General features: G+C 46.2%; 19 protein-coding genes. 3 read left to right on the top strand and 16 right to left on the bottom strand.

What is annotated here, in order from left to right; translation table 11 throughout:
• Positions 1–59: 59 nt before the first annotated feature.
• The 8 genes from BMY78_RS28895 to BMY78_RS28860 form a co-directional block, all read right to left on the bottom strand.
• On the bottom strand, positions 60–1,757 hold the full coding sequence (locus tag BMY78_RS28895) for an ABC transporter substrate-binding protein (protein WP_371129203.1): 1,698 nt from the start codon (positions 1,755–1,757) through the stop codon (positions 60–62).
• Between the two features lie 319 nt (positions 1,758–2,076).
• Positions 2,077–3,780, bottom strand: coding sequence for an ABC transporter substrate-binding protein (locus BMY78_RS28890; protein ID WP_090904677.1), 1,704 nt, complete (start codon positions 3,778–3,780; stop codon positions 2,077–2,079).
• A 377-nt stretch (positions 3,781–4,157) separates the two neighbouring features.
• Positions 4,158–5,846 carry an ABC transporter substrate-binding protein gene (locus BMY78_RS28885; RefSeq protein WP_090904676.1) on the bottom strand — a complete coding sequence of 563 codons (1,689 nt, stop codon included), beginning with the start codon at positions 5,844–5,846 and terminating at the stop codon, positions 4,158–4,160.
• A gap of 185 nt (positions 5,847–6,031) precedes the next feature.
• Positions 6,032–6,934, bottom strand: a complete 903-nt coding sequence (locus BMY78_RS28880; RefSeq protein ID WP_090904675.1) for a carbohydrate ABC transporter permease — start codon at positions 6,932–6,934, stop codon at positions 6,032–6,034.
• 15 nt (positions 6,935–6,949) lie between these two features.
• The gene (locus BMY78_RS28875; protein ID WP_090904674.1) at positions 6,950–7,933 is read right to left on the bottom strand and encodes an ABC transporter permease; all 984 of its coding nucleotides are present in this window, start codon (positions 7,931–7,933) and stop codon (positions 6,950–6,952) included.
• 357 nt (positions 7,934–8,290) lie between these two features.
• On the bottom strand, positions 8,291–9,895 hold the full coding sequence (locus BMY78_RS28870) for a response regulator transcription factor (RefSeq protein WP_177185908.1): 1,605 nt from the start codon (positions 9,893–9,895) through the stop codon (positions 8,291–8,293).
• The gene (locus BMY78_RS28865; protein ID WP_090904672.1) at positions 9,888–11,678 is read right to left on the bottom strand and encodes a sensor histidine kinase; all 1,791 of its coding nucleotides are present in this window, start codon (positions 11,676–11,678) and stop codon (positions 9,888–9,890) included. The genes BMY78_RS28870 and BMY78_RS28865 overlap by 8 nt, the downstream gene beginning before the upstream one ends.
• A gap of 158 nt (positions 11,679–11,836) precedes the next feature.
• The gene (locus BMY78_RS28860; RefSeq protein ID WP_090904671.1) at positions 11,837–12,295 is read right to left on the bottom strand and encodes an Lrp/AsnC family transcriptional regulator; all 459 of its coding nucleotides are present in this window, start codon (positions 12,293–12,295) and stop codon (positions 11,837–11,839) included.
• Positions 12,296–12,436: 141 nt separating this feature from the next.
• Between BMY78_RS28860 and BMY78_RS28855 the strand changes: the two genes are divergently transcribed.
• Positions 12,437–12,862 (top strand): carboxymuconolactone decarboxylase family protein, encoded by a 426-nt coding sequence (locus tag BMY78_RS28855; RefSeq protein ID WP_090904670.1) that lies wholly within the window; start codon positions 12,437–12,439, stop codon positions 12,860–12,862.
• Between the two features lie 43 nt (positions 12,863–12,905).
• Here the strand turns inward: BMY78_RS28855 and BMY78_RS28850 are convergent, their stop codons facing one another.
• Positions 12,906–14,084, bottom strand: coding sequence for an MFS transporter (locus BMY78_RS28850; protein WP_090904669.1), 1,179 nt, complete (start codon positions 14,082–14,084; stop codon positions 12,906–12,908).
• A gap of 143 nt (positions 14,085–14,227) precedes the next feature.
• Here BMY78_RS28850 and BMY78_RS28845 point away from each other — a divergent pair, with 143 nt between their 5' ends.
• Entirely contained in the window at positions 14,228–14,839 is a 612-nt protein-coding gene (locus BMY78_RS28845; RefSeq protein WP_090904668.1) for a TetR/AcrR family transcriptional regulator, read from the top strand.
• A gap of 93 nt (positions 14,840–14,932) precedes the next feature.
• Here BMY78_RS28845 and BMY78_RS28840 read toward each other — a convergent pair whose 3' ends face one another.
• The 5 genes from BMY78_RS28840 to BMY78_RS28820 form a co-directional block, all read right to left on the bottom strand.
• Complete coding sequence (locus BMY78_RS28840; RefSeq protein WP_024631426.1) at positions 14,933–15,355, bottom strand: OsmC family protein; 423 nt, start codon at positions 15,353–15,355, stop codon at positions 14,933–14,935.
• Positions 15,356–15,373: 18 nt separating this feature from the next.
• Entirely contained in the window at positions 15,374–16,120 is a 747-nt protein-coding gene (locus tag BMY78_RS28835; protein ID WP_090904667.1) for an amino acid ABC transporter ATP-binding protein, read from the bottom strand.
• 16 nt (positions 16,121–16,136) lie between these two features.
• On the bottom strand, positions 16,137–16,781 hold the full coding sequence (locus BMY78_RS28830; RefSeq protein WP_090904666.1) for an amino acid ABC transporter permease: 645 nt from the start codon (positions 16,779–16,781) through the stop codon (positions 16,137–16,139).
• A 31-nt stretch (positions 16,782–16,812) separates the two neighbouring features.
• Positions 16,813–17,646: a substrate-binding periplasmic protein gene (locus tag BMY78_RS28825; protein WP_090904757.1), complete on the bottom strand. Its 834-nt coding sequence runs from the start codon at positions 17,644–17,646 to the stop codon at positions 16,813–16,815.
• Between the two features lie 177 nt (positions 17,647–17,823).
• Positions 17,824–18,456, bottom strand: coding sequence for a TetR/AcrR family transcriptional regulator (locus BMY78_RS28820; protein ID WP_090904665.1), 633 nt, complete (start codon positions 18,454–18,456; stop codon positions 17,824–17,826).
• 239 nt (positions 18,457–18,695) lie between these two features.
• Between BMY78_RS28820 and BMY78_RS28815 the strand changes: the two genes are divergently transcribed.
• Positions 18,696–19,484: an undecaprenyl-diphosphate phosphatase gene (locus BMY78_RS28815; protein ID WP_064641143.1), complete on the top strand. Its 789-nt coding sequence runs from the start codon at positions 18,696–18,698 to the stop codon at positions 19,482–19,484.
• Between the two features lie 460 nt (positions 19,485–19,944).
• Here BMY78_RS28815 and BMY78_RS28805 read toward each other — a convergent pair whose 3' ends face one another.
• Entirely contained in the window at positions 19,945–20,271 is a 327-nt protein-coding gene (locus tag BMY78_RS28805; protein ID WP_024631432.1) for a thioredoxin family protein, read from the bottom strand.
• A gap of 85 nt (positions 20,272–20,356) precedes the next feature.
• Positions 20,357–21,265, bottom strand: a complete 909-nt coding sequence (locus BMY78_RS28800) for an aldo/keto reductase (protein WP_090904663.1) — start codon at positions 21,263–21,265, stop codon at positions 20,357–20,359.
• Positions 21,266–21,348 lie beyond the last annotated feature (83 nt).

Genomic DNA, 21,348 nt, shown 5'->3' with positions numbered 1-21,348 from the left:
AAAAAAGACCCTTGCTCAGGGCCTTTTTTTGAATATCCACCTATTCAATTAAAACTAAGTTATTTTACGTCCTTACCTGTCCACAGGGAAACACGATCCTTAACCCAAACCGTGTACTGTTTCTCCATCTCAACTGCGCCGGCTTTGTCCAACTCAGCGAGGAAATCATCGTATACTTTATCAAAGTTCGCAGCTGAAGTCAGAACTGCTTCAGGAATACGTTTGCGCACGATATCCTGTGTTTTTCGGAACGTTACCTCATAATCTGTACCCGAAGGTACTGGCATGTTGTATGCTGCGCCCCAGTCTTTCAGCTTCAGATCATCCTCTGAAGGATAGAAGTCTTTCCATGTTGTAATGCCATATGCTTTCAACGTTTCTTTCTCTGCCGCCGTATAACCAGCCTGGATCTGCTCAGGGAAGTTCGTTGTGTAATAGTTATCCGTGGAATCTTTCACACCATCACCGTATCTAGCACTAAACACGCTATACATCCCGATTCCTGTTTCTTTGGTGAAGTTGGAGTTGTCATTGGTTTTACGATCCTGGATATCTTGAGGAATCACCCGTTGACCATCTTCTACATTGTAGTGTTGGCCTTCAATACCCCAGTTTCTTAACACTTGACCTTCGTCCGAAGCGAGCCAGTCCATGAATTTGATAATGCGAACCGGATCTTTGGCAGAAGTTGTGATTCCGATACCATATCCGTCAAATCCAGTTGGTTGGAATGTATGGTCCACAATGTCCTTGTTCAAAGATACAGAGAAGTGAGCATATGTGCTGTCATCTTTGCCTGCTGATTTGAGTGCATTTTCAGCTTCTTGGTAGTTCCACTCTTGGTCAATCAGACCGAGTACACGGCCACTTGCAATTTTGGATTTATATTGGTCATCCTTCTGCACAAATGTATCTTTGTCCAGCAGTCCTTCATTGTACATATGATTCAACCAGCGGAAATATTCTTTTTCCTCTGGACGTTTGTAATGGAGCGTGGCTTCATAAGTCTCAGGATCGATGTAATATTCTCCATCATCCGGTGCTCCTGTTGCCTGGAATGCCGGGTTCGTTACCGTAATCATAATCTTCCAATCATCTGCATTCAGCGTCAATGGAATAGTCGGCTGTCCATCAATTGTTGGGTGTTTTTTCACATATTCTTTTAATACATTCTCGTAATCCTCAAGTGTTTTCACTTCAGGGTATCCGAGCTCTTTCAGTACTTTTTGCTGAATTTCAAATCCTCCTGTTGCGTCAAACGCAACATTATCAACACCCATATTTGTTGGGATTGTATAAATGGCCTGATCCTCCGAACTGTATTTCAGCCGGTTCATCTGGTCCCCATATATTTTTTTCAGGTTTGGAGCATGCTCCTCAATCAGATCGGTCAGGTCAAGCATCGCGCCTGCATCCACAAGTTTAGACAAGTTACCTTTTGGAAAAACAATATCAGGGTACTCACCACTAGCAGCCATAAGCGCAATTTTTTGATCGCCACCATTGTTCACATCATACTCAGCCTCAATTGTAACGCCTGTTTGCTTGGTAATCTCTTTACCGACTGCATCCTGCATTTTGTTCCAGGTTGGACTGGCGTCCGCACCAAAGAATGTAATGGTAACCGGTTCGGTTCCAGTCGACTCGGAGGTTTCTTTGCTTCCCGAATTTCCGCAGCCAGCTGTAACCAGCATTGCACTTGCGAGCATCAACATTGCAAACGTCTTGGGTGTATTGCCTTTCATTTTGCCTCTCATTGTCTAGTCCCCCTATTATTTATGAAGGTTTTATCTGTATAACAGGCTTTAAGCCTGAGGATACCGCTCGTAAGACACATTTCTGTATGCGCTTACTAAAAATTTAATTTTGTACTCTTTTTTTTCTCAAAACCTAAACTCTTAAAACTCTCTTCAGAATACGTAAAACGTTTTCGTAAATAATTTAAAACGCTTACTGAAAGTGCTTACATTAACGATTATATGCTATCCTATCCCTTTCGTCAACAACAAAAAAGACCCCTTTCGAGGGACCTTTTTTGCTATGAAAATGATCATATATTATGTCTTGTTTTCACTATTATTTCACGTCTTTACCTGTCCACAGAGCTACGCGTTCTTTGATCCAAACGGTATATTGTTTCTCCATCTCTACAGCACCTGCTTTATCAAGCTCAGCCAGGAGACCATCATACACTTGGTCGAATTTCTCAGGTTTGGCAAGGACGGCTTCAGGAATACGTTTACGGATAATGTCCTGCGTTTTCTGGAACGTTACGTTATAATCCGTATCCGAAGGTACAGGCATGTTATATGCTGCGCCCCAATCTTTCAGCTTCAAGTCGTCTTCAGAAGGATAGAAATCTTTCCACGTTGTAATGCCATAGGCTTTCAATGTCTCCTTCTCTGCCGCAGTATATCCTGCTTGGATCTGCTCAGGGAAGTTCGTTGTGTAGTAATTACCTGTGGAATCTTTGACACCATCGCCATATCTAGCGCTGAAAATGTTGTACATTCCGATACCAGTTTCTTTGGTAAACGCCGAGTTATCATTGACTTTGCGGTCCTGCACATCAGCAGGGATGACACGTTTGCCATTTTCAACGTTGTAGTGTTGGCCTTCAATCCCCCAGTTTCTCAGCACCTGACCTTCATCCGAAGCGAGCCAATCCATGAATTTGATAATACGTACAGGGTCTTTTGCCGTTTTCGAAATTCCGATGCCATATCCATCGAAGCCCGTTGGTTGGAACGTATGATCCACAATATCCTTGTTGAGGGATACAGAGAAGTGAGCGTACGTATTCTCGCCATTGTTAACTGATTTCAAAGCATTCTCAGCTTCACCATAGTTCCATTCCTGGTCAATCAGCCCCAGTACCCGACCGCTTGCGATTTTGGATTTGTATTGATCGTCCTTCTGCACAAAAGTATCTTTGTCCAGAATGCCTTCATTGTACATTTTGTTCAACCAGCGGAAATATTCTTTCTCCTCTGGACGTTTGTAGTGCAGCACAGCTTCATACGTTTCAGGGTTAATGTAATATTCACCGTCATCCGGTCCACCTGTTGCCTGGAAGGCTGGATTCGTTACCGTAATCATAATCTTCCAGTCATCCGCATTCAGCGTCAGCGGAATGGTTGGCTGTCCGTCAATGGTTGGATGTTTAGCATAATATTCTTTCAGAACTTTCTCGTAATCCTCAAGTGTTTTCACTTCTGGGTAGCCGAGTTCTTTCAATACCTTTTGCTGAATCTCGAATCCGCCTGTAGCATCAAACGCAACATTATCTACACCCATGTTCGTTGGGATCGTGTAAATGGACTGATCTTCCAAACTATATTTCAGACGGTTCATTTGGTCCCCATAGATCTTTTTCAGGTTTGGTGCGTATTTGTCAATCAGATCTGTCAGGTCAAGCATCGCATCTGCATCCACAAGCTTAGACAAGTTACCTTTAGGATAGATAATATCAGGGTATTCACCGCTGGCAGCCATCAAAGGTATCTTTTGGTCGCCACCATTATTCACATCATACTCGGCTTCAATTGTAACACCTGTCTGTTTCGTAATTTCTTGGCCGACTGCGTCCTTCATGTTGTTCCAGTTTGGACTTGCGTCAGCACCAAAGAACGTAAAGGTGATTGGACTGGTCGTATCCCCTGTGTCCTTTGGAGTGTCTGAAGCCGTATTTCCTCCTCCGCTACCGCTGCATCCTGCTGTAATGGCAAGAGCGCTGGCTAACAGAAGCATTGCGAATGTTTTTGGTGTTTTGCCCTTCATGTGTAATCCCCCTTATGGATAAAATGAAGCTATCTATTGTAGAACAGGCTTACCTGCACATACCGTGATCGGGTGGCTCATTGTAAAACGTTTGATTTTATAACATAAAAAGCGTTTTCTAAATGAAGTGAAAAACACTCTCTCTTCTCAGATTTCGAGCAATAGATCTGTACTCCTTATGACTGGATAGATTCGTGTACATACCTTGATAAACCAGTAATGAAAGTGCTTTCATATTTGAATAATAATCCCTCTAAAAGTCCTTGTCAATAGTGAATTCACAAAATTGAAAACGTTTTTCGGAAAACGTTTTAGGTATAAAAAAGAACCCAGTTTCCCGGGCCCTTTTTTTTGAAAAAATAGTCTGCTGAAACGTATTACTTGCTCTCTTCACCGCTCCACAATTGAACACGGCTTTGCACCAGCTCAGTGTATTGTTTTTCCATGTCCTCTGCTCCGGCTTTGTTCAGCTCGGCAATCATCCCATCATAAATGGAATCAAATTTTTCAGGGGAACTGAGGATCGCTTCTGGAATCCGTTTACGGATAATATCCTGTGTTTTTTGGAAAATAACATTGTAATTCGAGTCACCTGGAGTCGGCATATTGTACGCTGCTCCCCATGGTTTAACCGGGAACTCATCTTCACTTGGGAACAGATCTTTCCATGTTGTTGCGCCGTATGCTTTGAGTGTCTCTTTCTCCGCATCGGAATAGGCCGCTACAATCTGTTCAGGGAAATTCGTTGTGTAATAGTTATCCGTAGAATCTTTAACACCATCTCCATAGTGACCAGACATATTGGTATAGAGGCCAATACCTGTTTCTTTCTGGAATACGGCAGCATTATTCGTTTTTTGGTCCAGCACATCAGCAGGAATCACACGTTTGCCATCTTTCACTTCGTACTGCTTGCCTTCAATACCCCAGTTCATCAGCACTTGACCTTCATCCGAAGCCAGGTAATCAAAGAATTTAATGGTACGAACCGGGTCCGGATTCGATGTTGTAATCCCTACACCCCATCCAGATACAAAACCAGGGTCCTGGAAGGAATGATCCTTGATATCTTTAGACAGAGTTACCGGGAAGTGTGAATAGGTCGCTTCATCTTTGCCCGCTGCTTTCAATGCATTCTCGGCATCGGAATAACCCCAATCCTGGTCAATGACCCCCAGTACACGTCCACTTGCGATTTTGGATTTGTATTGATCCGTTTTCTGTACGAAGCTATCCTGATCAAGCAGTCCTTCCGCATACATGTGGTTCAACCAACGGAAATACTCTTTCTCTTCCGGACGTTTGTAATGCAGACTTGCCTCATAGGTCTCAGGATCAATATAGTACTCGCCATCATCCGGAGCGCCTGTTGCGAAGAAGGCCGGATTCGTTACGGTAATCATGATTCTCCAGTCATCTGCGTCCAGGGATAACGGAATTGTTGGCTGTCCGTCAATCGTTGGATGTTTCTCCTTATATGCCTTCAATACATTTTCGTAATCCTGGAGCGTACGCACTTCAGGGTATCCAAGCTCTTTCAATACACGCTGCTGAATCCCAAATCCGCCGCCTGCATCAAAATACTTCTGGTCTACCGCATAATACGTAGGCAGTACATAAATCCCTTGATCTTCGTTGCTATATTTCAGCCGGTCCATGTAATTACCATACAGCTTCTTCAGATTGGGAGCATATTGCTCGATCAGATCAGTCAGATCGACCATTGCCCCAGCATCCACGAGCTTGCTCAGCTCTCCTTTGGGTGACACGATATCCGGATACTCTCCGCTTGCTGCCATCAAAGATACTTTATCCTGACCACCACTGACGGCAAATTCACCGTTAAGGGTTACTCCTGTTTTCTCTGTAAGGACTTTACCCACTTCATCCTTCATACCGTTCCAGTTCGGACTTGGATCTACACTAAAAAAGTCAAAAGTAATCGGAGATGTATCACCGCTTGTGTCCTTGAACGACGTATCGCCGCTGTTTCCTCCACCGCAACCTGCGAGCAAAGACATCGCAAGCACTGGAGCCAGTGCAATCTTCATTTTGTTTCTTGCCATAATGGTAATCCTCCCGTTTCATATGTCTGTCTATTCGGGACTTTTTGTCCCTGTCTATAGCTTCATGAATGCCACTCCGCAGCCCTATACGGTGAAGCGCAGGCCAAATGGCTGCGCTTCGGGCATCCTGATGCTTCTTTTATTATACGGCCGCTCTATCTATGTGGCGGCCTGTATAAACTAGCTTAAGCTTTTACTGCACCCAGTGTCATACCTCCTACAAAATACTTTTGCAGGAATGGATACACAATCAGGATTGGAACCGTAACAACGATCGTGATCGCCATTTTGATGGATTCCGGTGAAATCTGTGTCATTTGCTGTGCCATGTCATTGGCGTTACGTCCGGCACCTGAGCCTTGTTGTGTACTTTGCAGTACTTTCATCAGCTCATACTGGAGCGTTGTCAGATGAGCCTTCGAACCATTATACAGATACGTATCGAACCAGGCATTCCACTGGCCTACTGCCAGGAACAACGCGATGGTTGCAAGTACCGGTTTACAGAGTGGCAAAATGATTTTGTAATAGATCTTAAAGTCATTCGCACCATCCAGCTTCGCAGATTCCTGCAAGGCATACGGCAAGCCGTCAATGAAGGAACGAATGATAAACACGTTAAACGCACTGATCATACCTGGCAATACATATACCCAGAATGTCCCGATCAGGTTCAGGTCACGCATCAGGATGTACACCGGAATCAGACCACCGGAAAAATACATCGTGAGTGCAAGTGTAGTGGAAACAAACTTTCTCAACTTGAAGTCCGGACGACTCAGTGTAAATGCGATCATTGAGGAACTGATCAAACCGAGCACAGTACCTACAATGGTACGTAGAATGGATACCTGCAAACCTTGCAGCAATCCATCATATTGGAAAATCGTTTTGTAGTTCTGCAATGTGAAATCACGAGGCCACAAGTAAATCCCACCACGTACGGTATCTGTCGAGTTATTGAGTGAGATAGCCAGTACGTTCAGGAATGGATACAGTGTTACAATCAGCACCAGGGTCATCGCGAGGATGTTGAATATATCGAACAGCTTATCGCCCCGAGTAGCATTGAATGCTTTGTTCGCCATAATGTCGTCCCCTCCCTACATGATGCTTTCTTTGGTGAATTTTTTGAACAATCCGTTCGCTGTAAACAGAAGGATAATACTGACAACGGAGTTGAATATGCCTATGGCTGTACCATACGAGAATCGTCCCATATTTAAACCATAATTGAGCGCGTATAGATCAAGGACTTCAGAGTAATCTAGCACCAGACTGTTTTGCAGCAAAAATTGCTTCTCAAAACCGATACTGATCAGATGCCCGATCGACATGATGAAAAGTACGGAAATCGTGGTCCGTATGCCTGGCAGTGTAATGTGCCACATCTGTCTCCAGCGGTTTGCTCCGTCTACACGGGATGCTTCGTAAAGCTCCTGGTCAATACCGGTAATGGCCGCCAAATAGATGATGGCATTCCAACCGGTTTCCTTCCACATATCTGAAGCGGTTACAATGTACCAGAACAAGTTCCCCTTCGCCATGAACTGGATCGGCTGATCGATAATGTTTAGGTTTACCAAAAGATCATTGATAATCCCGCCATCGGTGGAGAGCATCTTGGTAATAATCCCTGCCACTACGACCCAGGATACAAAGTGAGGCAGATATGATACCGTTTGCACGGCGCGCTTAAAGAACATGCCTCTCATCTCATTCAAGAGAATCGCAAAGAAAATCGGCACGATAAAACCGACAACCAGTCCCATCAAGCTCATTGCGAGCGTATTTCGAAGTACCAGATAGAAGCGATCATCGCTGAACAGCTCTGCAAAGTGTTTAAAACCAACCCACTGTTGATCGCCGAACGATCTGGCCGGTTTATAGTTTTGGAAAGCCATCGTCCATCCCCATAGTGGCAGATAGTTAAATACAAAAACCCAAGCTACGAATGGCAATGACATGAGATAGAGATACTTTTGCTGTTTCATACTGTCCCAAACTCTGTTCCGCCGTTTTTGTGTTGACGGATTGGGGCCACTGCTTTTTTTCGCGGAAGCGGATTTTTCTGTTAGCGTTTCCATCTCCGTTCCCCCTCCTCTGATTTATAAAATAATCATACCTGATAGAGCGTTTTCAAAATACCATCTGGATTTTAGAGAAAATCATATAAAAATTAGATATACCCTTATAAAATCCGATATTATATCTATAAAATTAGTGATAATGACGCTGTCTATTATTAATTAATGAAATTAAAAGGGAATTTAATTTGAAAATGGTAATTTTCGAAAACGTTTTATAGAAACCGTTTACTTCATCTAAAATTAAAAAAAGGACCTCAAGGGTCCTTTAAATAAACGACAAGTCCGAAAACGTTTTATAATAATGTTAAAACAGGAGGAATGCCACACGATCAAGTAACCCATCTGAACTATGGGCTACTCCCGTTCGGGCTCTCCTGAAGAATCCTTGGACTGTGATCTGGCAAGCTCTCTCGCATGTTTGTAAGCGGAAGGTGATTCCCCTACATACTTTTTGAATTTGCCGTGGAAGTAATCCACGTTGGCATACCCTACTCTTGCGGCAACCTGATGTACCTTTAAGCCTTCATCGAGCAGTTCCTTCGCCTTCTCCATTCGTACCTTATCGAGAAATGCATTGAAATATTCCCCGGTATGGTTTTTGAACAGCTTGCCCAGATAACTGCTATTGTAGTTAAATACCTCAGCGAGTACCTCCAGCTTGAGATTTTCACCCGGATTACGACGGATAAATTCAATCATCTGTTTCAGTACCGTATCTTTGCTGCCTCCACCCATGCGTTGAATAAGCCGGTTCAGGTGTTCAGCGGCCATCACTTTGAGATCCATCAACGTTAATTGATGGTAAACCTCAGTAATGAGAACGGAATGCTCCTGCATAATGGATTGCATATGCTGATTGGCTGCCGCAAGTTTGTTAATCGCCAATGAAAACACTTGGGAGAACGCCGTTTTAATCGCCTGTTCTGTCTGATGATGAAGAATCAGGCGTTCCTCCATCTCGGTCAACACACGCATCACGGACTCGCTGCTCCGAATATCGAGCGCATAATACAGCTTGTCCGCCAGTTCTGCTTCATCCGGTTCACCACTTTCTTCCCCTATCGCAATAACAGGTTCTGAAGCACTTTTGCTCTTTTCGCCTTCGTTCCATAACATCACACGTTGTTCCGCAAACAGGAAACGTCCGCCCAGTACACCGTTGGCCTGGTTATAGGATTGGGCGATGTCTGCGGTGGAGTTTACAGGTTGACCTGCTGCCGCGTACATATGAATATTCCATTCTCCCAGCAGCCCTTCCAACTCATCATATAAACGCTGCGCAGATTGTACAGTCAGAATAGGGTCTTTACATAACAGTCCAAGTCCGGAATGGAACGAAAACACAATGCCCCGATCTTTCTGGTCAAAAGCTTCCGCCAGTCTGCGTTTCACCACACTGCCACGCTGTAAATCAGGTTCGGCATGCATCTCCAGCAGCACAACCTGATACTGCGACCAATTCAATCCTAGCGCATTTGCTTCCATTGTTTCCGTACCTTCCAGGCTATCCAAAAGCAACGCTTCAATCTGGTGCTCCCGGTAGGCTGTATCCTCACCAGCATGACGGGCCAGTGTCTCCCGTTCCCGTGTCAGCATCACAGAGATCCGCTCTAGCTCACTGATAATCTCCTCTTCATCCACCGGCTTGAGCAGATACCCATCCACGCCAAAGCTAATAGCTTTCTTGGCATAATCAAAATCGGCGTACCCGCTCAGAATTAGAAAGTGCGAACCCGGATGGTGCTGCCGCACTTCCTCAATGACATCCAGTCCGGTCATGCCGGGCATGCGAATATCGATGATTGTCAGGTCCGGTTCCAGTTCTTCGAAGCGGGTGATGGCCTCTCGCCCGCTCGCAGCTGTACCAAACACCTGAAAGCCGTATTTTTCCCAATCAATGATTGTTGTCAGTCCTTCACGTATGCTCGGTTCATCATCTACCAATAACACTTTATACATGCTGGTCTCCTCCTGCTGGCAAGGTGAAAGAAACCTCTGTTCCTTCCCCATACACACTCTTAATCTGTAATCCGTATGGCTCGCCGTAAGTCAACGTTAAACGTTGATGTACGTTACGCATGCCAATCCGGCTCTTCTCCTGTTCTTCCGGTCCACAGATGAACTGCATCACTTCAGCCAGACGCTCCGGCGTAATGCCTGCCCCATCGTCATCCACACACACCTGGACAACATCCTTCACCAAATGAATATTTATATTCACACGGACTGTGCCCTCTTTATTTTCCAAACCATGCACAATCGCATTCTCAACCAGAGGCTGAATGATCAAAGGAGGGATGTACATCTTCTCCACCTCCGGATCGATATGGATCTGGAAAGCAAGTCGGTCGCCGTAACGGAATTTCTGGATTTCCAGATAAGAACGTACCATCTCCAGTTCGGCTCTGAACGTCGTTTTGCCGCTGCCAATCTCAAGGCTCTTGCGCATCAGTTTGCCCAGCAGCCTGACGATATTGGCAATCTCCGCCTCACCTTTGATATGGGCTTTCATGCGGATCGACTCCAGCGCATTAAACAAAAAATGAGGATTGATCTGGCTGGCCATCATTTTCAGTTTAATCTCTTTCTGCGCGATTTCCAATTGATTGTTCTGTTCCGTTGCCTCCACGACCTGGGTCATCAGTTCATTAATGCTCTTCACCATGTAATTGAACTGCCTCGACAGTTGCCCGATCTCATCATTCCCGTCAATGCGGGAGGTGACATTCAGATCACCCAGTGCGAGCTTATTCAGGTGTTTGCTAAGGCGTAACAATCGGTTCGACGTGAGAAATGAAATGATATATACAAGCAACAATGCAATGACCAGCACAAGCGTAATAAAAAGCATACCGATCATGCTGATGGTATTGGCGTCCTTGACGATATTTTTGGTGGCAAAAACGGATATGATTTTCAGCCTATTCATGCTCGATCCAGGACTGATCTCATCAATGATAATGTTGGATGGCTCACCCTGAAAATCAGCTTCAAGTGTACCTTTGGCCTGGTTTTGCAGATCTACACCAAAATCAAGCTCGTTCAGCGTCTTGCCCACAAGTTCGGTATTCTTGGCAGCAACCACATAACCCTGTTCGTCCGTAATCAACGTCTCGAACGGTTCCTGACGTAACAATCCATTCAGCTCATCCTGATTGATTTCAATCATCAGTACACCCTCAGTCCGATATTCGGCAAAAGGCACTTTGCGAACCAGACTAAGCTTGTGCACCGGATTATCTCCCTTGTCAGGAATGTAGAACCAACCGATGCTCGTCGTTTGCAGCGCTTTCTGGTACCAGTAGCTCTCCTTGGTCTGCTTATCCACCGGAATGAACTCCAGATTGTTGATCAGCGTTGGATTGGTCGAGTAAAACCGGATGCCCGCAACCTCACGATACAGACGCTTATATTCCTGAAAATCTTTGTATGCGAGGTAAGCTGAGGTAAGCTCCACAACGCTTTGATAACGCTTGTTCACAATTTCCTTCAGTTCATTGTTGAACATCAGAATGTTGGAAATATCTGTGGGTACACGCAGCAGTGTGGCGGTCTGGCTTTTGACTTTATCCACGTTGTTGATCGTCTGTCCAATGGCATTGTCCAGCGCCTGCTTCCGAAAGTATCCGGTTACAGCAAGTCCAATAATCAGTACCGGAATCATGACGACAAGTACATAGGATATGAGCAATTTATGCTTTAATTTAAGATTGTTGGATGTTCGTATGAGCCTTCTAAACATATCTGCACCTTCCGCCCGCTTATAAGCGCTTACATATAAAGGTCAGTACATATTACGCCTGCCCTTCCAATTCATCATACCACATAACAGCAAAAGCCCTGCAAGAGGGCGCGGAAAAAGAGGGCAGATATGAACAGTGGACAAGGGACTGAAATGCTCTATATCTCTGGCTGATCATTGGGATCTAAAATAAGCATTGGCAGATCTACCTGTGAAAAAACAACATGAGTTACTGTCATTGCATACGGGGTCAACTCGGTAATACAAGATTCGATTTCAGACATCCCCGGTGCTGACAGCATCACCATAAAACAGGCCTTGCCTGCTACACGATAAGCAAATTCCGCCCAAGGCAATTGACGGATATAATTAGCAAAACGTTCATGCTCCCCATTTCGCAAAGTCACCTCGATCATACATCGAACCCCACAGCCCAGCTTGGAGCGAGCAATGTCTGCCCGGTATCCACGTATTATTCCCGTATCTTCCAGCTTGCGTACTCTTTCACTGACCGATGACGGCGAGAGGTTTACCTGCCGGGCCAATTCACGCATGGACAGACGGGCATCGTCGTGTAACAGTCTCAAAATATGATAATCCGTTCGATCCAGATTCATTTGTCTTCCCAGACTCCTTTTTTCAGCGCATATGTTTTAGATTAGCATACAATTTAATTCATTTGCAGTGGAGGTCAAGCGGATGATTTAGATAGAATTGGTTGTATCAGATTCCATATCCCTCAGAAGGAGTAAACCACGATGCCCATCATTTCATTTTCAACTCATGGGAAAACCCCATTCCAACGTCTGCTCGGCCATCAGCCTTCCCTGATGCAGCACTGGAATGCTTTAGGCGATGCGCTTGCTGGTGACAGCCTTTTATCAGCTCGGCTGAAAGAAGAAGTCAGACGCACCCTTGCTCAGCGAAACGGATGCATGTATTGCCGGGCCAAGGGACAGCCTGACCCCAAACCGGAAGAGGCCGCCATTAGTATGGCGACCGGACTTGCGGAATTATTTTTGCAGACGGGCGGCAATGTGGACTCTGCCGTCTTCCCTGTTCTACGGGAACATTTTTCTGATGCACAGCTCAGCGAGCTGTGTGCCTGGATCTGTTTCACCATCGCATCCCAGTGGTTTGGTGCCGCACTGAGGCTTGAACCTGAGAACGACGAGAGGAGATAAATAGATAGATTTTACTTGCTGACAAGAAAAAAAAAAAGATGGCTTAACGACTGCGTGCTGAGCGGAAACCATGTCCTTTGGCACGCAGCGCAACAATCAGAGCTACAAGTGATAGGAGCAGGATGGCCCAGGTAAAGGACGATGCTCCCCATTGATTCAGAAGCACACCTCCCGCCAATCCACCAATGGCAATAGCGAGATTCCACACGGTCGTATTAATCGGCATAACGATATCCACACCCTGCCCCCCCGCAGCTTGGGCAAGGGCGGTCTGCAACAGTGTAGCCGCACCACCAAAGGTCAGCCCCCACAGTGCAACAGAACCAAAGACAACGGCAACATGCTCGCTCCAAAGACCCAATACCAGAGAGATCAAGGCAAAGCCCGCAAGACTGATGAGAACCAACATTCGCAACCACCGATCAATAAAAATACCTGTAATCCAGATGCCCACCAATGCCATCAGGCCAAACACGAGTAACATAAGTCCAACCTTTGATTCCAGACCGACATTGGCGAGGAAAGGGGCGATATAGGTGTACAAAATATTATGAGCCAGCATCCAGGCCAGAACGACAGCCAGAATGGGGATTACGCCAGGGGTGAGCAGCACTTTTATCGAAGAAATCCGCTGATCAGCGGACTGCCCCGGGTAATCAGAAACTTTCCAGAGCACCCAGAAAATCAGTACAAACGCCAGCAGCGACATCAGCCAGAATACCGAACGCCAGCCCATAAAGGAACCCAGCAGCGTACCTGCAGGAACACCGAATGATAAGGCAATCGGTGTACCGATCATCGCAACAGCCATGCCCCTGCCCTTGAGATGATCAGGCACCATCCGTAGTGCATAACTACCAATGAGGCCCCAGGAGACACCGGCTGCAACACCGGCAAAAAACCGAGCGACAAGTGTAAGTACATAGTTTGAAGAGAGCGCTGTAATGGTATTGAAGACCAGAAAACCGATAATCGCCAGAAGTAAAAGCGGACGGCGTCGCCAGCCCCTTGTCAGCACAGCCACAGGTATGGCAGCAATCAGAGAACCTACTGCATAAAATGTAACAAGCTGCCCTGCCCCTGCCTCAGAGACCTGCAGTCCTTCCTTGATTTGCGGCAGCAACCCCGCGGGAAGAGTTTCAGTCATAATAGCTATAAAACCAGCCATAGCCAAGGCCAGCAGCCCCAACCATGGGAATCGTTGAGAAGATTTATCGGACATCGTTGCAGCTCCTTTTTAGATAATATATAATGAATAACCGAATTATGGATCGATCATTCCTTATATTATCCACCCTCTCCCACCTTGTCAACGACTTTTGGATCGATTAGTATATAATTAAGAAAAACGAGGGGGAATCTCTTATGGCAAGAACGGGACGTCCACGCATTTTTGATCGGGATGAAGCCCTGTTGCAGGCAATGATGCTCTTTTGGGAACAAGGATTCGAAGCCACCTCATTGCTTCAACTTCGAGCGGTTATGGGGGATATTTCAGCAGCCAGCTTCTATGCAGCCTTTGAATCCAAAGAAGCTCTTTATAAAGAAGCGGTAGAACGATATATGGGTTCGTTTGGACGCGTTACGGAAAGCTTCTCGGATCTTACGCTGTCTCCAAGAGAAGCGATTGAAACAACTCTAAGAAGTACTGCCAAAATGCAAACAGACAGCACGCATCCATCGGGTTGTTTAATTGTGCTGTCAGCCAGCACATGTTCTTCCAAAAACAATCATATCCGTGACATTACCGCCGAAAAAAGAAAGCTTACTCGCAACCGCCTGCAGGCTTGCATCCAGCGTGCTGTGGAAATCGGGCATCTGCCCGCCTCCACGAATGTCTCGATGCTGACCACTGTATTTGATACCTTTATGCAGGGTATTTCTACACAAGCCCGGGACGGCGTTCCTTATGCAACGCTTGATCAGGCTATCACGGAAATCATGGGCATCTGGGACCTTGCTCAACAACCAGCTTGACCTTACCTCCTAATGGTTGAAATGTTAGAACAGCCAAAAAAGGCACTCCCTAATTGGAAGTGCCTCTTCAATATATCATTTACCCATGTGCCGTTATGGACGTGGTGTGTCTACCCCGTTCAGAATCAGTTTGGGATGAATATCTGCGCTTAGCGAAGCGGAAACTGCGCAGTACTTCTCTTCAGCCATTTGAATGGCTTTCCAGATCCGGTAATCGGGGATATCGCCGTCCACCTTGAAGATCAGGTCAATGGAAGTAAAACCTTTTGGCATACCTTCACTGCGTGTACCTTGTGCTTCAATCTCGATGCCAGTAATTTTGTCCAGGAAAGCGTCCAGAATCATCGTGATATCGATCCCCATACAACCTCCGAGACCTGCCAGTAACAATTCCATGGGTGTAGCACCCTTGCTGTCACCACCATAGGCTGCTGTGGCATCCATGCCAACCGCATAGCCAGAAGGTCCTTCGGAAGTAAATGCGCGTTTGCCTTTCCATACCGTTGTTACATTCATGATGTTTATCCTTCTTTCTTAGAATTCAGTAATTTGCTGCAAGAAACGACGTGTCCGCTCTTGAGTCGGGTGTTCAAAAAAGGCCTGTGGACTTGCTTCTTCCACAATCGATCCATCCGCCATAAAGACAATTTTGTTCGCCACATTCCGGGCAAACTTCAATTCATGCGTAACGACCAGCATCGTCATACCTTCCTGTGCCAGCTCCTTCATAACAGAAAGTACCTCTCCCACCAGTTCGGGATCAAGGGCTGAGGTAGGCTCGTCAAACAGCATCACTTCAGGCTCCATCGCAAGTGCGCGCGCAATCGCTACGCGCTGCTGCTGTCCACCGGACAAACGAGATGGATATGCATCCTGCTTGTCCGATAGGCCGACTCGATCCAGCAGAATCCGGCCGCGTTCGGCCGCTTCATCCCGCTTGATTTTTTTCACAGTCACGAGCCCTTCCATCACATTGCCGAGCACCGTCTTGTGCGGATACAGATTGAACTGCTGGAATACCATACCGGTCTGCCGACGAATTTCCAGTACCCGTGCCCGCTGGATTCGCTGCGAGTCGGCACTGTCTACCACAACACCATTCACTTCAATCTTGCCGCCAGAGAGCTCTTCCAGACCGTTCAGACAGCGCAGCAGCGTACTTTTGCCTGATCCACTGGGTCCCAGTAGAACAACAATATCTTTCTCATCGACATGCAGATCTATATTTGTAAGAACTTCATTTTTCCCAAAATGCTTCGTCAGTCCTGTTGTTGTAATCACCGGTTCTCCCCTCCTATCAGTAAGCCCGGGCCAGCCGGCGCTCCACTTGTTCCAGAATGGCCGAGAATCCGATACTCATAATCCAGTAGATCACGCCAATCGCCAGATAAAACGGCATATTAACGTAATATTGCGCGACCAGCAGCTGTGCCGAGCGAAGCAATTCCGTAACCCCGAGGGCTGCCACAAGTGATGTTTCTTTCAGCATCCCGATAAACGTGTTGCCCATCGGAGGAATCGCAATTCGCACCGCTTGGGGGAAGATAATCCGTCTCATCGCTTGAGCCGGTGTCATTCCCGTTGCGTATGCAGCTTCCGTCTGCCCTTTTGGTACTGCCTGGATCGCTCCACGGAACGTTTCGGACAGAAATGCACCAGCATTCAGACTAAGCCCGAGACAGGCTGCGGTGAGCGAGCCCAAGGTTACGCCATAATCGACCAGCCCATAATAAATAACGAATAATTGCACCAGCAGCGGGGTCCCCCGCATGATGGATACATAAAACCTTGCGATCATTCTAAGCCACATCGGTCCTTTCAGACGCGCGATCGCGACGAGCACTCCGATGATAAAGGCAAAAAACATGGAGATCACAGTTACATACAGCGTATAGTAAGCCCCCTTCAGAAAGAAGGGGATATTTTCAAATACCAGTTCCATGGATCAAACTTCCCTTCGCCCTGCCGGTTCATTATTGCGCAGGCTCTTCACCGAACCATTTTTTGAAGATGGTATTGTACGTACCGTCATCCTTCATGCCTTTCAATGCCTCATTCAGTGCTGCTACAAGTTCCGGGTTGTCTTTGCGCACAGCAATACCTGCCTGGTCACTCTTAATCGGTTCACCTACGGCTTTGATGTTGAAGCCGTTGGCATCTACAATCGGTTTCAGCGCGTATAGGTTGTTGATCGTTGCATCGATCCGTCCAGCGTCCAGATCTTTCAATGATGTGATGACATCGTCATAGGTCTTGATGGTGAAATCGCCGACTTTAGGCAGTACTTCGTTACGCAAGTACGTTTCATCATTCGTACCCAGACCTACACCGATCGTTTTTCCTTTGAAATCTTCCAGCTTGGTAATGTCATTGTTATCTTTTTTCACAATGATTTTCACGTCGTTCGTAATATAGGGATCACTGAAATCCAATACTTTTTTGCGATCATCGGTAATCGTCATCTGGCTGACGATGGCATCCAGCTTTTTGGATTGCAGACTTGGTGTCAGGCCGGAGAACTCCTGGGATACAAATTCAACCTTAACCCCAAGGCGTTTGGCAACCTCACGAGCGATATCGGCATCGAAGCCATCCATTTCTTTCTTGTCATTCAGGAAGTTGTATGGAGGATAGGTCCCCATCATTCCGACTTTCATAGTACCAGCAGACTTGATCTGTTCCAGTTCATTGTTCGCCTGTGCTCCATTGCTGCTTCCATTGTCCGTAGCTTTACTGCCACAAGCGCTGAGTACCAGCACGGTCATTAGCAGCAGAGCCGTTAAAGTCCAGCCTTTGCGAGATTTCATTCCATATGTTTTGTTCATGTCATTAACTTCCTCTCATCCATGTAGTCATGTCTTGTTGAAACTTCTGTTTCCTGTCTTCCTCTACCGCAGTTGTACCCATTATTCCCTGCTGCTGGCTTAATCATGTGAATATTTAATCCAGTTGTTGAAAAATAGAACTGTGGGGCCAGCACATCTTTATGTGCCGAGCAGTCCGTAAAACTCAAAGCTTGCCGCCTCCGCAGCCAGCGTTGTTGCTGTCATTGACGAGAACTCGCTGTGCAGCTCCTCCGAGCCAAACAGCCAGCGCGTAATCATGCCTTCAATCATGCTAACCAGCAGCGCAGCACGGAGCGGTACATTCATGGAATCCGGAAGCATTCCCAGTTCAATAGCCCGTTGCATGTTGTGGCGAAACGCCTGCTCAACCGCACCCCGTGTCTCTTCGACCAGACGGCGTACCGAATCCTCTGACACGATGCCTTTAAGCAGCAACTCCATAAAATAACGATTGTCCGCTGCAAAGGAGAATAAATCGGTAAACAGCCGTTCCGAAGCTCTCACCATATCCTCAACCGATCCGGCATCCTTGCGGTAGCCTTGCCCGATAGCTTCAAGCAGCTCCTCTCTGCCGGTTACCACAATCTCCGAGGCAATGGCTTCCTTACTTTTGAAGTGCCAGTAAAAAGTGCCTTGCGCGACGCCGGCTTCCCGGACGATATCGGAAATTTTCGTCTGATGGTAGCCCTGAGTGGCAAAACGCTCCATCGCTATGCGTATAATTTGGTCCCGGCGTTCTTCTCCGGGTTCCAAATGATTGTTTTTAGACATTTGCCCATCCTCCCGATTGATCAGTCAGTCAGTTAATGTATATCCTATTGGATAACTAGGTTTTTGTCAATATAGTTTTAAACAATTCATTACAAGCATAAGTTGAAGTTGAGCGCATTTGTGATCATAATAGATGATAGCCTTGTTCTAATGAGCGGGCATTGTCACGCAGGACAGCCTGTATGCTATCATCTGCATTTCAAGGAGGAAGAGAATTGGACTTTATATCATCGATTATTATGGGCATCATCGAAGGTTTGACTGAGTTTTTGCCCGTGTCCTCGACCGGACACATGATTCTGACTGCCCACTTGCTGGGATTATCGGAGGACAACGAGTCAGTCAAAACGTTTGAGGTGGTTGTGCAACTCGGAGCTGTACTTGCTGTCGTTGTGCTGTACTGGAACAAATTCATTGATATGTTCCGCTTCACCGGAGGCAAAAGGAGCTACACCTCCCGTCTGAACCTCATACATATCTTTTTGGCGATGGTTCCAGCCGTGGTCATTGGACTTGTATTCCGGGACTGGATTAAGGCGCATCTGTTTGGAGCACAAACGGTGCTGTACAGTCTTGTCATTGGTGGTATTCTGATGATTGTCGCTGAACGTTGGAGCCACCGCAGCGAGCGCATTACAACCCATGATGTAGACGATATTACGTATAAACAGGCATTTGTAGTGGGTCTTTTTCAGATTCTCGCATTATGGCCAGGCTTCTCCCGTTCCGGTTCGACGATCTCCGGTGGACTGTTCGCAGGGGTAAGCCGGGTTGCAGCAGCGGAATTTACATTCCTGGTATCTGTGCCGATTATGATTGGAGCCACTGGATATGATCTATACAAAAGTATCGATCATCTGAATACCAGCGATTTCCCCATTTTCGCGATTGGATTCATTGCCGCATTTATCGTAGCCATGCTTGCAATTAAGACGTTCTTGTCCATTTTGAAAAAACTGAGTCTGACCGTCTTTGCAGTGTATCGCTTCGTGCTGGCAGCCGTATTCTTTATCATTTTAATGATGTAACCCTATCTTCAAGTCATGTAACCAAAAAACCAATGGCGACCTGTTCCTTTCCGAAACGGGTCGCCATTTTTATGTACTAGACTAAATCAGGACCACTTTCTTGCCTGAATTTTGTTTAATTTCTTTAAATGCCTAATTCTTTTGATAAGATGATTTCTATTACGCTTTCTTTCTTCCAACAGTTGCTTCACACCTCTCATCAATAAAAGGTATCTCAGTTCATCCTCATGGCTTAATTGGTGCATTTCTTTAAGAATCGTATTGCTCATATCCGTCTCTGTCACCCCAATATTTAGTTTATCCTGAACATTATACGAGGGCGTACTTAACAAACTCTCAACAATTCGATTTCATTTGTGAACAGCGCATTCTCCTTGCCCCAATAGCAAAAACGCCACCTATCACCGATAGGAGGCGTTTGTTTCGTATAACGAATGCGATTCATACAAACTGATTCCGGTTATACCTTGGACTCCAAAGTTTGCAGGTACTCCGAGATTTGTGCAGGCGTTTTTGCCCATTTGCTGTGCAGATGTGCAATTTTCTTACCGTTCTGGAATACGAGCAGGCTTGGAATGCCGCGTACACCGTTCTCTTCAGCAAACGGCAGGAACTCTTCTGCATCCAGGGCATAGAAGGTTTTATCCGCATGCTGGTCGATAACGTCCCCGATAAAGCGATCCAGGTTTTTGCAATCCGGACACCAGGTTGTATCAAATTTAATGACGGTCAGGCCGTCAGAATTGATTGTATCGCGATATTGTTGTTCACTTTGAATTCTTTCCATATGTTCTTCTCTCCCTTATTCACTTCTTTATGGTTGACCTTCATTGTACCTCGTATAGTTACAATTGAAAATAGGCTGCTAACGTTTAACGGTGCTGCTTGTACAGATTGGCCGGGCTGAGATCCCGTATTTCGTTAATCTCCGCAGCCGTAAGGGATGCGGATTCCGAAGCAGCAATATTATGCAACAACTGCTCTCTCGAACTTGCACCTGGCACAACAGCGGCAACAGCCGGATGCGCCAAAGCATAACGAATGGCCGTTTGAGCCATGCTGCGATTGTTCGTAACCAAACGGCCCAAGCCTTCGCGTATGATGTGCAACTCCTCAGGTGAATAATCCAGATAACCCTTATCTGCCTTGGCAGCACCAGAATCAGCGAGAACTCCACTTGCCACAGGTCCACGAGCAATAACACTAATACCCTTTTGCTCCAATAAAGGCAATACTTCCTCTTCGGCCCTGCGATCTGCAACACTGTATTGATTCATTACACTGACAATGGAAGCCCTTTGTACATATTCACGAATCACATTCGGCCGGATGGAGGATATACCGTAATACCGGATAAGACCTTCCTGCTTCAGTTCCTCAAAAGCTTCAATTGTCTCTTCGATTGGATCATCCAGAGTGCCGCCATGCAGCTGATACAGATCAATATAATCCGTCTGCAGCCGTTTCAGGCTGTCTCGTACAGCTTGTTTGATATAGACTTTGGACGGGTCCCATGACCAGCCTTCTTTTCCCGGTATGCGACGATTACCAACCTTGGTTGCCACAATGACCTGATCCCGGCGTCCCTGGATGGCCTGGCCCACGATTTCTTCGTTTAATCCTGCATCATACAGGTCAGCGGTATCCAGAAGATTAACGCCACGATCCAATGCTTCATGAATCAAGGCTACAGCAGATTTCACTTCAGTTCCAAGTGACATGCAGCCTAACCCAATTTCACCAACCATGAGTTCGGATGAACCCAGACGATTTTTCTTCATATGTTGTACATCCCCTTCCATACGTTCTGCAAGTTTCCATTGTATCATTCTTGCTGGCAAAAATCGCATATGACATATGCGCG

Origin of the sequence: Paenibacillus sp. OK076, from assembly GCF_900110055.1 — a bacterium.
Classification (GTDB): Bacteria; Bacillota; Bacilli; order Paenibacillales; family Paenibacillaceae; genus Paenibacillus.
The sequence above is the reverse complement of the archived record's forward strand: the minus strand, read 5'-3'. Positions and strand labels throughout refer to the sequence as shown.

What these genes read in the sequence shown, in the direction of transcription:
- BMY78_RS28895 (WP_371129203.1), bottom strand. Translation starts at nt 1,757, where the DNA reads ATGAGAGGCAAAATGAAAGGCAATACACCCAAGACGTTTGCAATGTTG.
- BMY78_RS28890 (WP_090904677.1), bottom strand. Translation starts at nt 3,780, where the DNA reads ATGAAGGGCAAAACACCAAAAACATTCGCAATGCTTCTGTTAGCCAGC.
- BMY78_RS28885 (WP_090904676.1), bottom strand. Translation starts at nt 5,846, where the DNA reads ATGGCAAGAAACAAAATGAAGATTGCACTGGCTCCAGTGCTTGCGATG.
- BMY78_RS28880 (WP_090904675.1), bottom strand. Translation starts at nt 6,934, where the DNA reads ATGGCGAACAAAGCATTCAATGCTACTCGGGGCGATAAGCTGTTCGAT.
- BMY78_RS28875 (WP_090904674.1), bottom strand. Translation starts at nt 7,933, where the DNA reads ATGGAAACGCTAACAGAAAAATCCGCTTCCGCGAAAAAAAGCAGTGGC.
- BMY78_RS28870 (WP_177185908.1), bottom strand. Translation starts at nt 9,895, where the DNA reads ATGTATAAAGTGTTATTGGTAGATGATGAACCGAGCATACGTGAAGGA.
- BMY78_RS28865 (WP_090904672.1), bottom strand. Translation starts at nt 11,678, where the DNA reads ATGTTTAGAAGGCTCATACGAACATCCAACAATCTTAAATTAAAGCAT.
- BMY78_RS28860 (WP_090904671.1), bottom strand. Translation starts at nt 12,295, where the DNA reads ATGAATCTGGATCGAACGGATTATCATATTTTGAGACTGTTACACGAC.
- BMY78_RS28855 (WP_090904670.1), top strand. Translation starts at nt 12,437, where the DNA reads ATGCCCATCATTTCATTTTCAACTCATGGGAAAACCCCATTCCAACGT.
- BMY78_RS28850 (WP_090904669.1), bottom strand. Translation starts at nt 14,084, where the DNA reads ATGTCCGATAAATCTTCTCAACGATTCCCATGGTTGGGGCTGCTGGCC.
- BMY78_RS28845 (WP_090904668.1), top strand. Translation starts at nt 14,228, where the DNA reads ATGGCAAGAACGGGACGTCCACGCATTTTTGATCGGGATGAAGCCCTG.
- BMY78_RS28840 (WP_024631426.1), bottom strand. Translation starts at nt 15,355, where the DNA reads ATGAATGTAACAACGGTATGGAAAGGCAAACGCGCATTTACTTCCGAA.
- BMY78_RS28830 (WP_090904666.1), bottom strand. Translation starts at nt 16,781, where the DNA reads ATGGAACTGGTATTTGAAAATATCCCCTTCTTTCTGAAGGGGGCTTAC.
- BMY78_RS28825 (WP_090904757.1), bottom strand. Translation starts at nt 17,646, where the DNA reads ATGAAATCTCGCAAAGGCTGGACTTTAACGGCTCTGCTGCTAATGACC.
- BMY78_RS28820 (WP_090904665.1), bottom strand. Translation starts at nt 18,456, where the DNA reads ATGTCTAAAAACAATCATTTGGAACCCGGAGAAGAACGCCGGGACCAA.
- BMY78_RS28815 (WP_064641143.1), top strand. Translation starts at nt 18,696, where the DNA reads ATGGGCATCATCGAAGGTTTGACTGAGTTTTTGCCCGTGTCCTCGACC.
- BMY78_RS28805 (WP_024631432.1), bottom strand. Translation starts at nt 20,271, where the DNA reads ATGGAAAGAATTCAAAGTGAACAACAATATCGCGATACAATCAATTCT.
- BMY78_RS28800 (WP_090904663.1), bottom strand. Translation starts at nt 21,265, where the DNA reads ATGAAGAAAAATCGTCTGGGTTCATCCGAACTCATGGTTGGTGAAATT.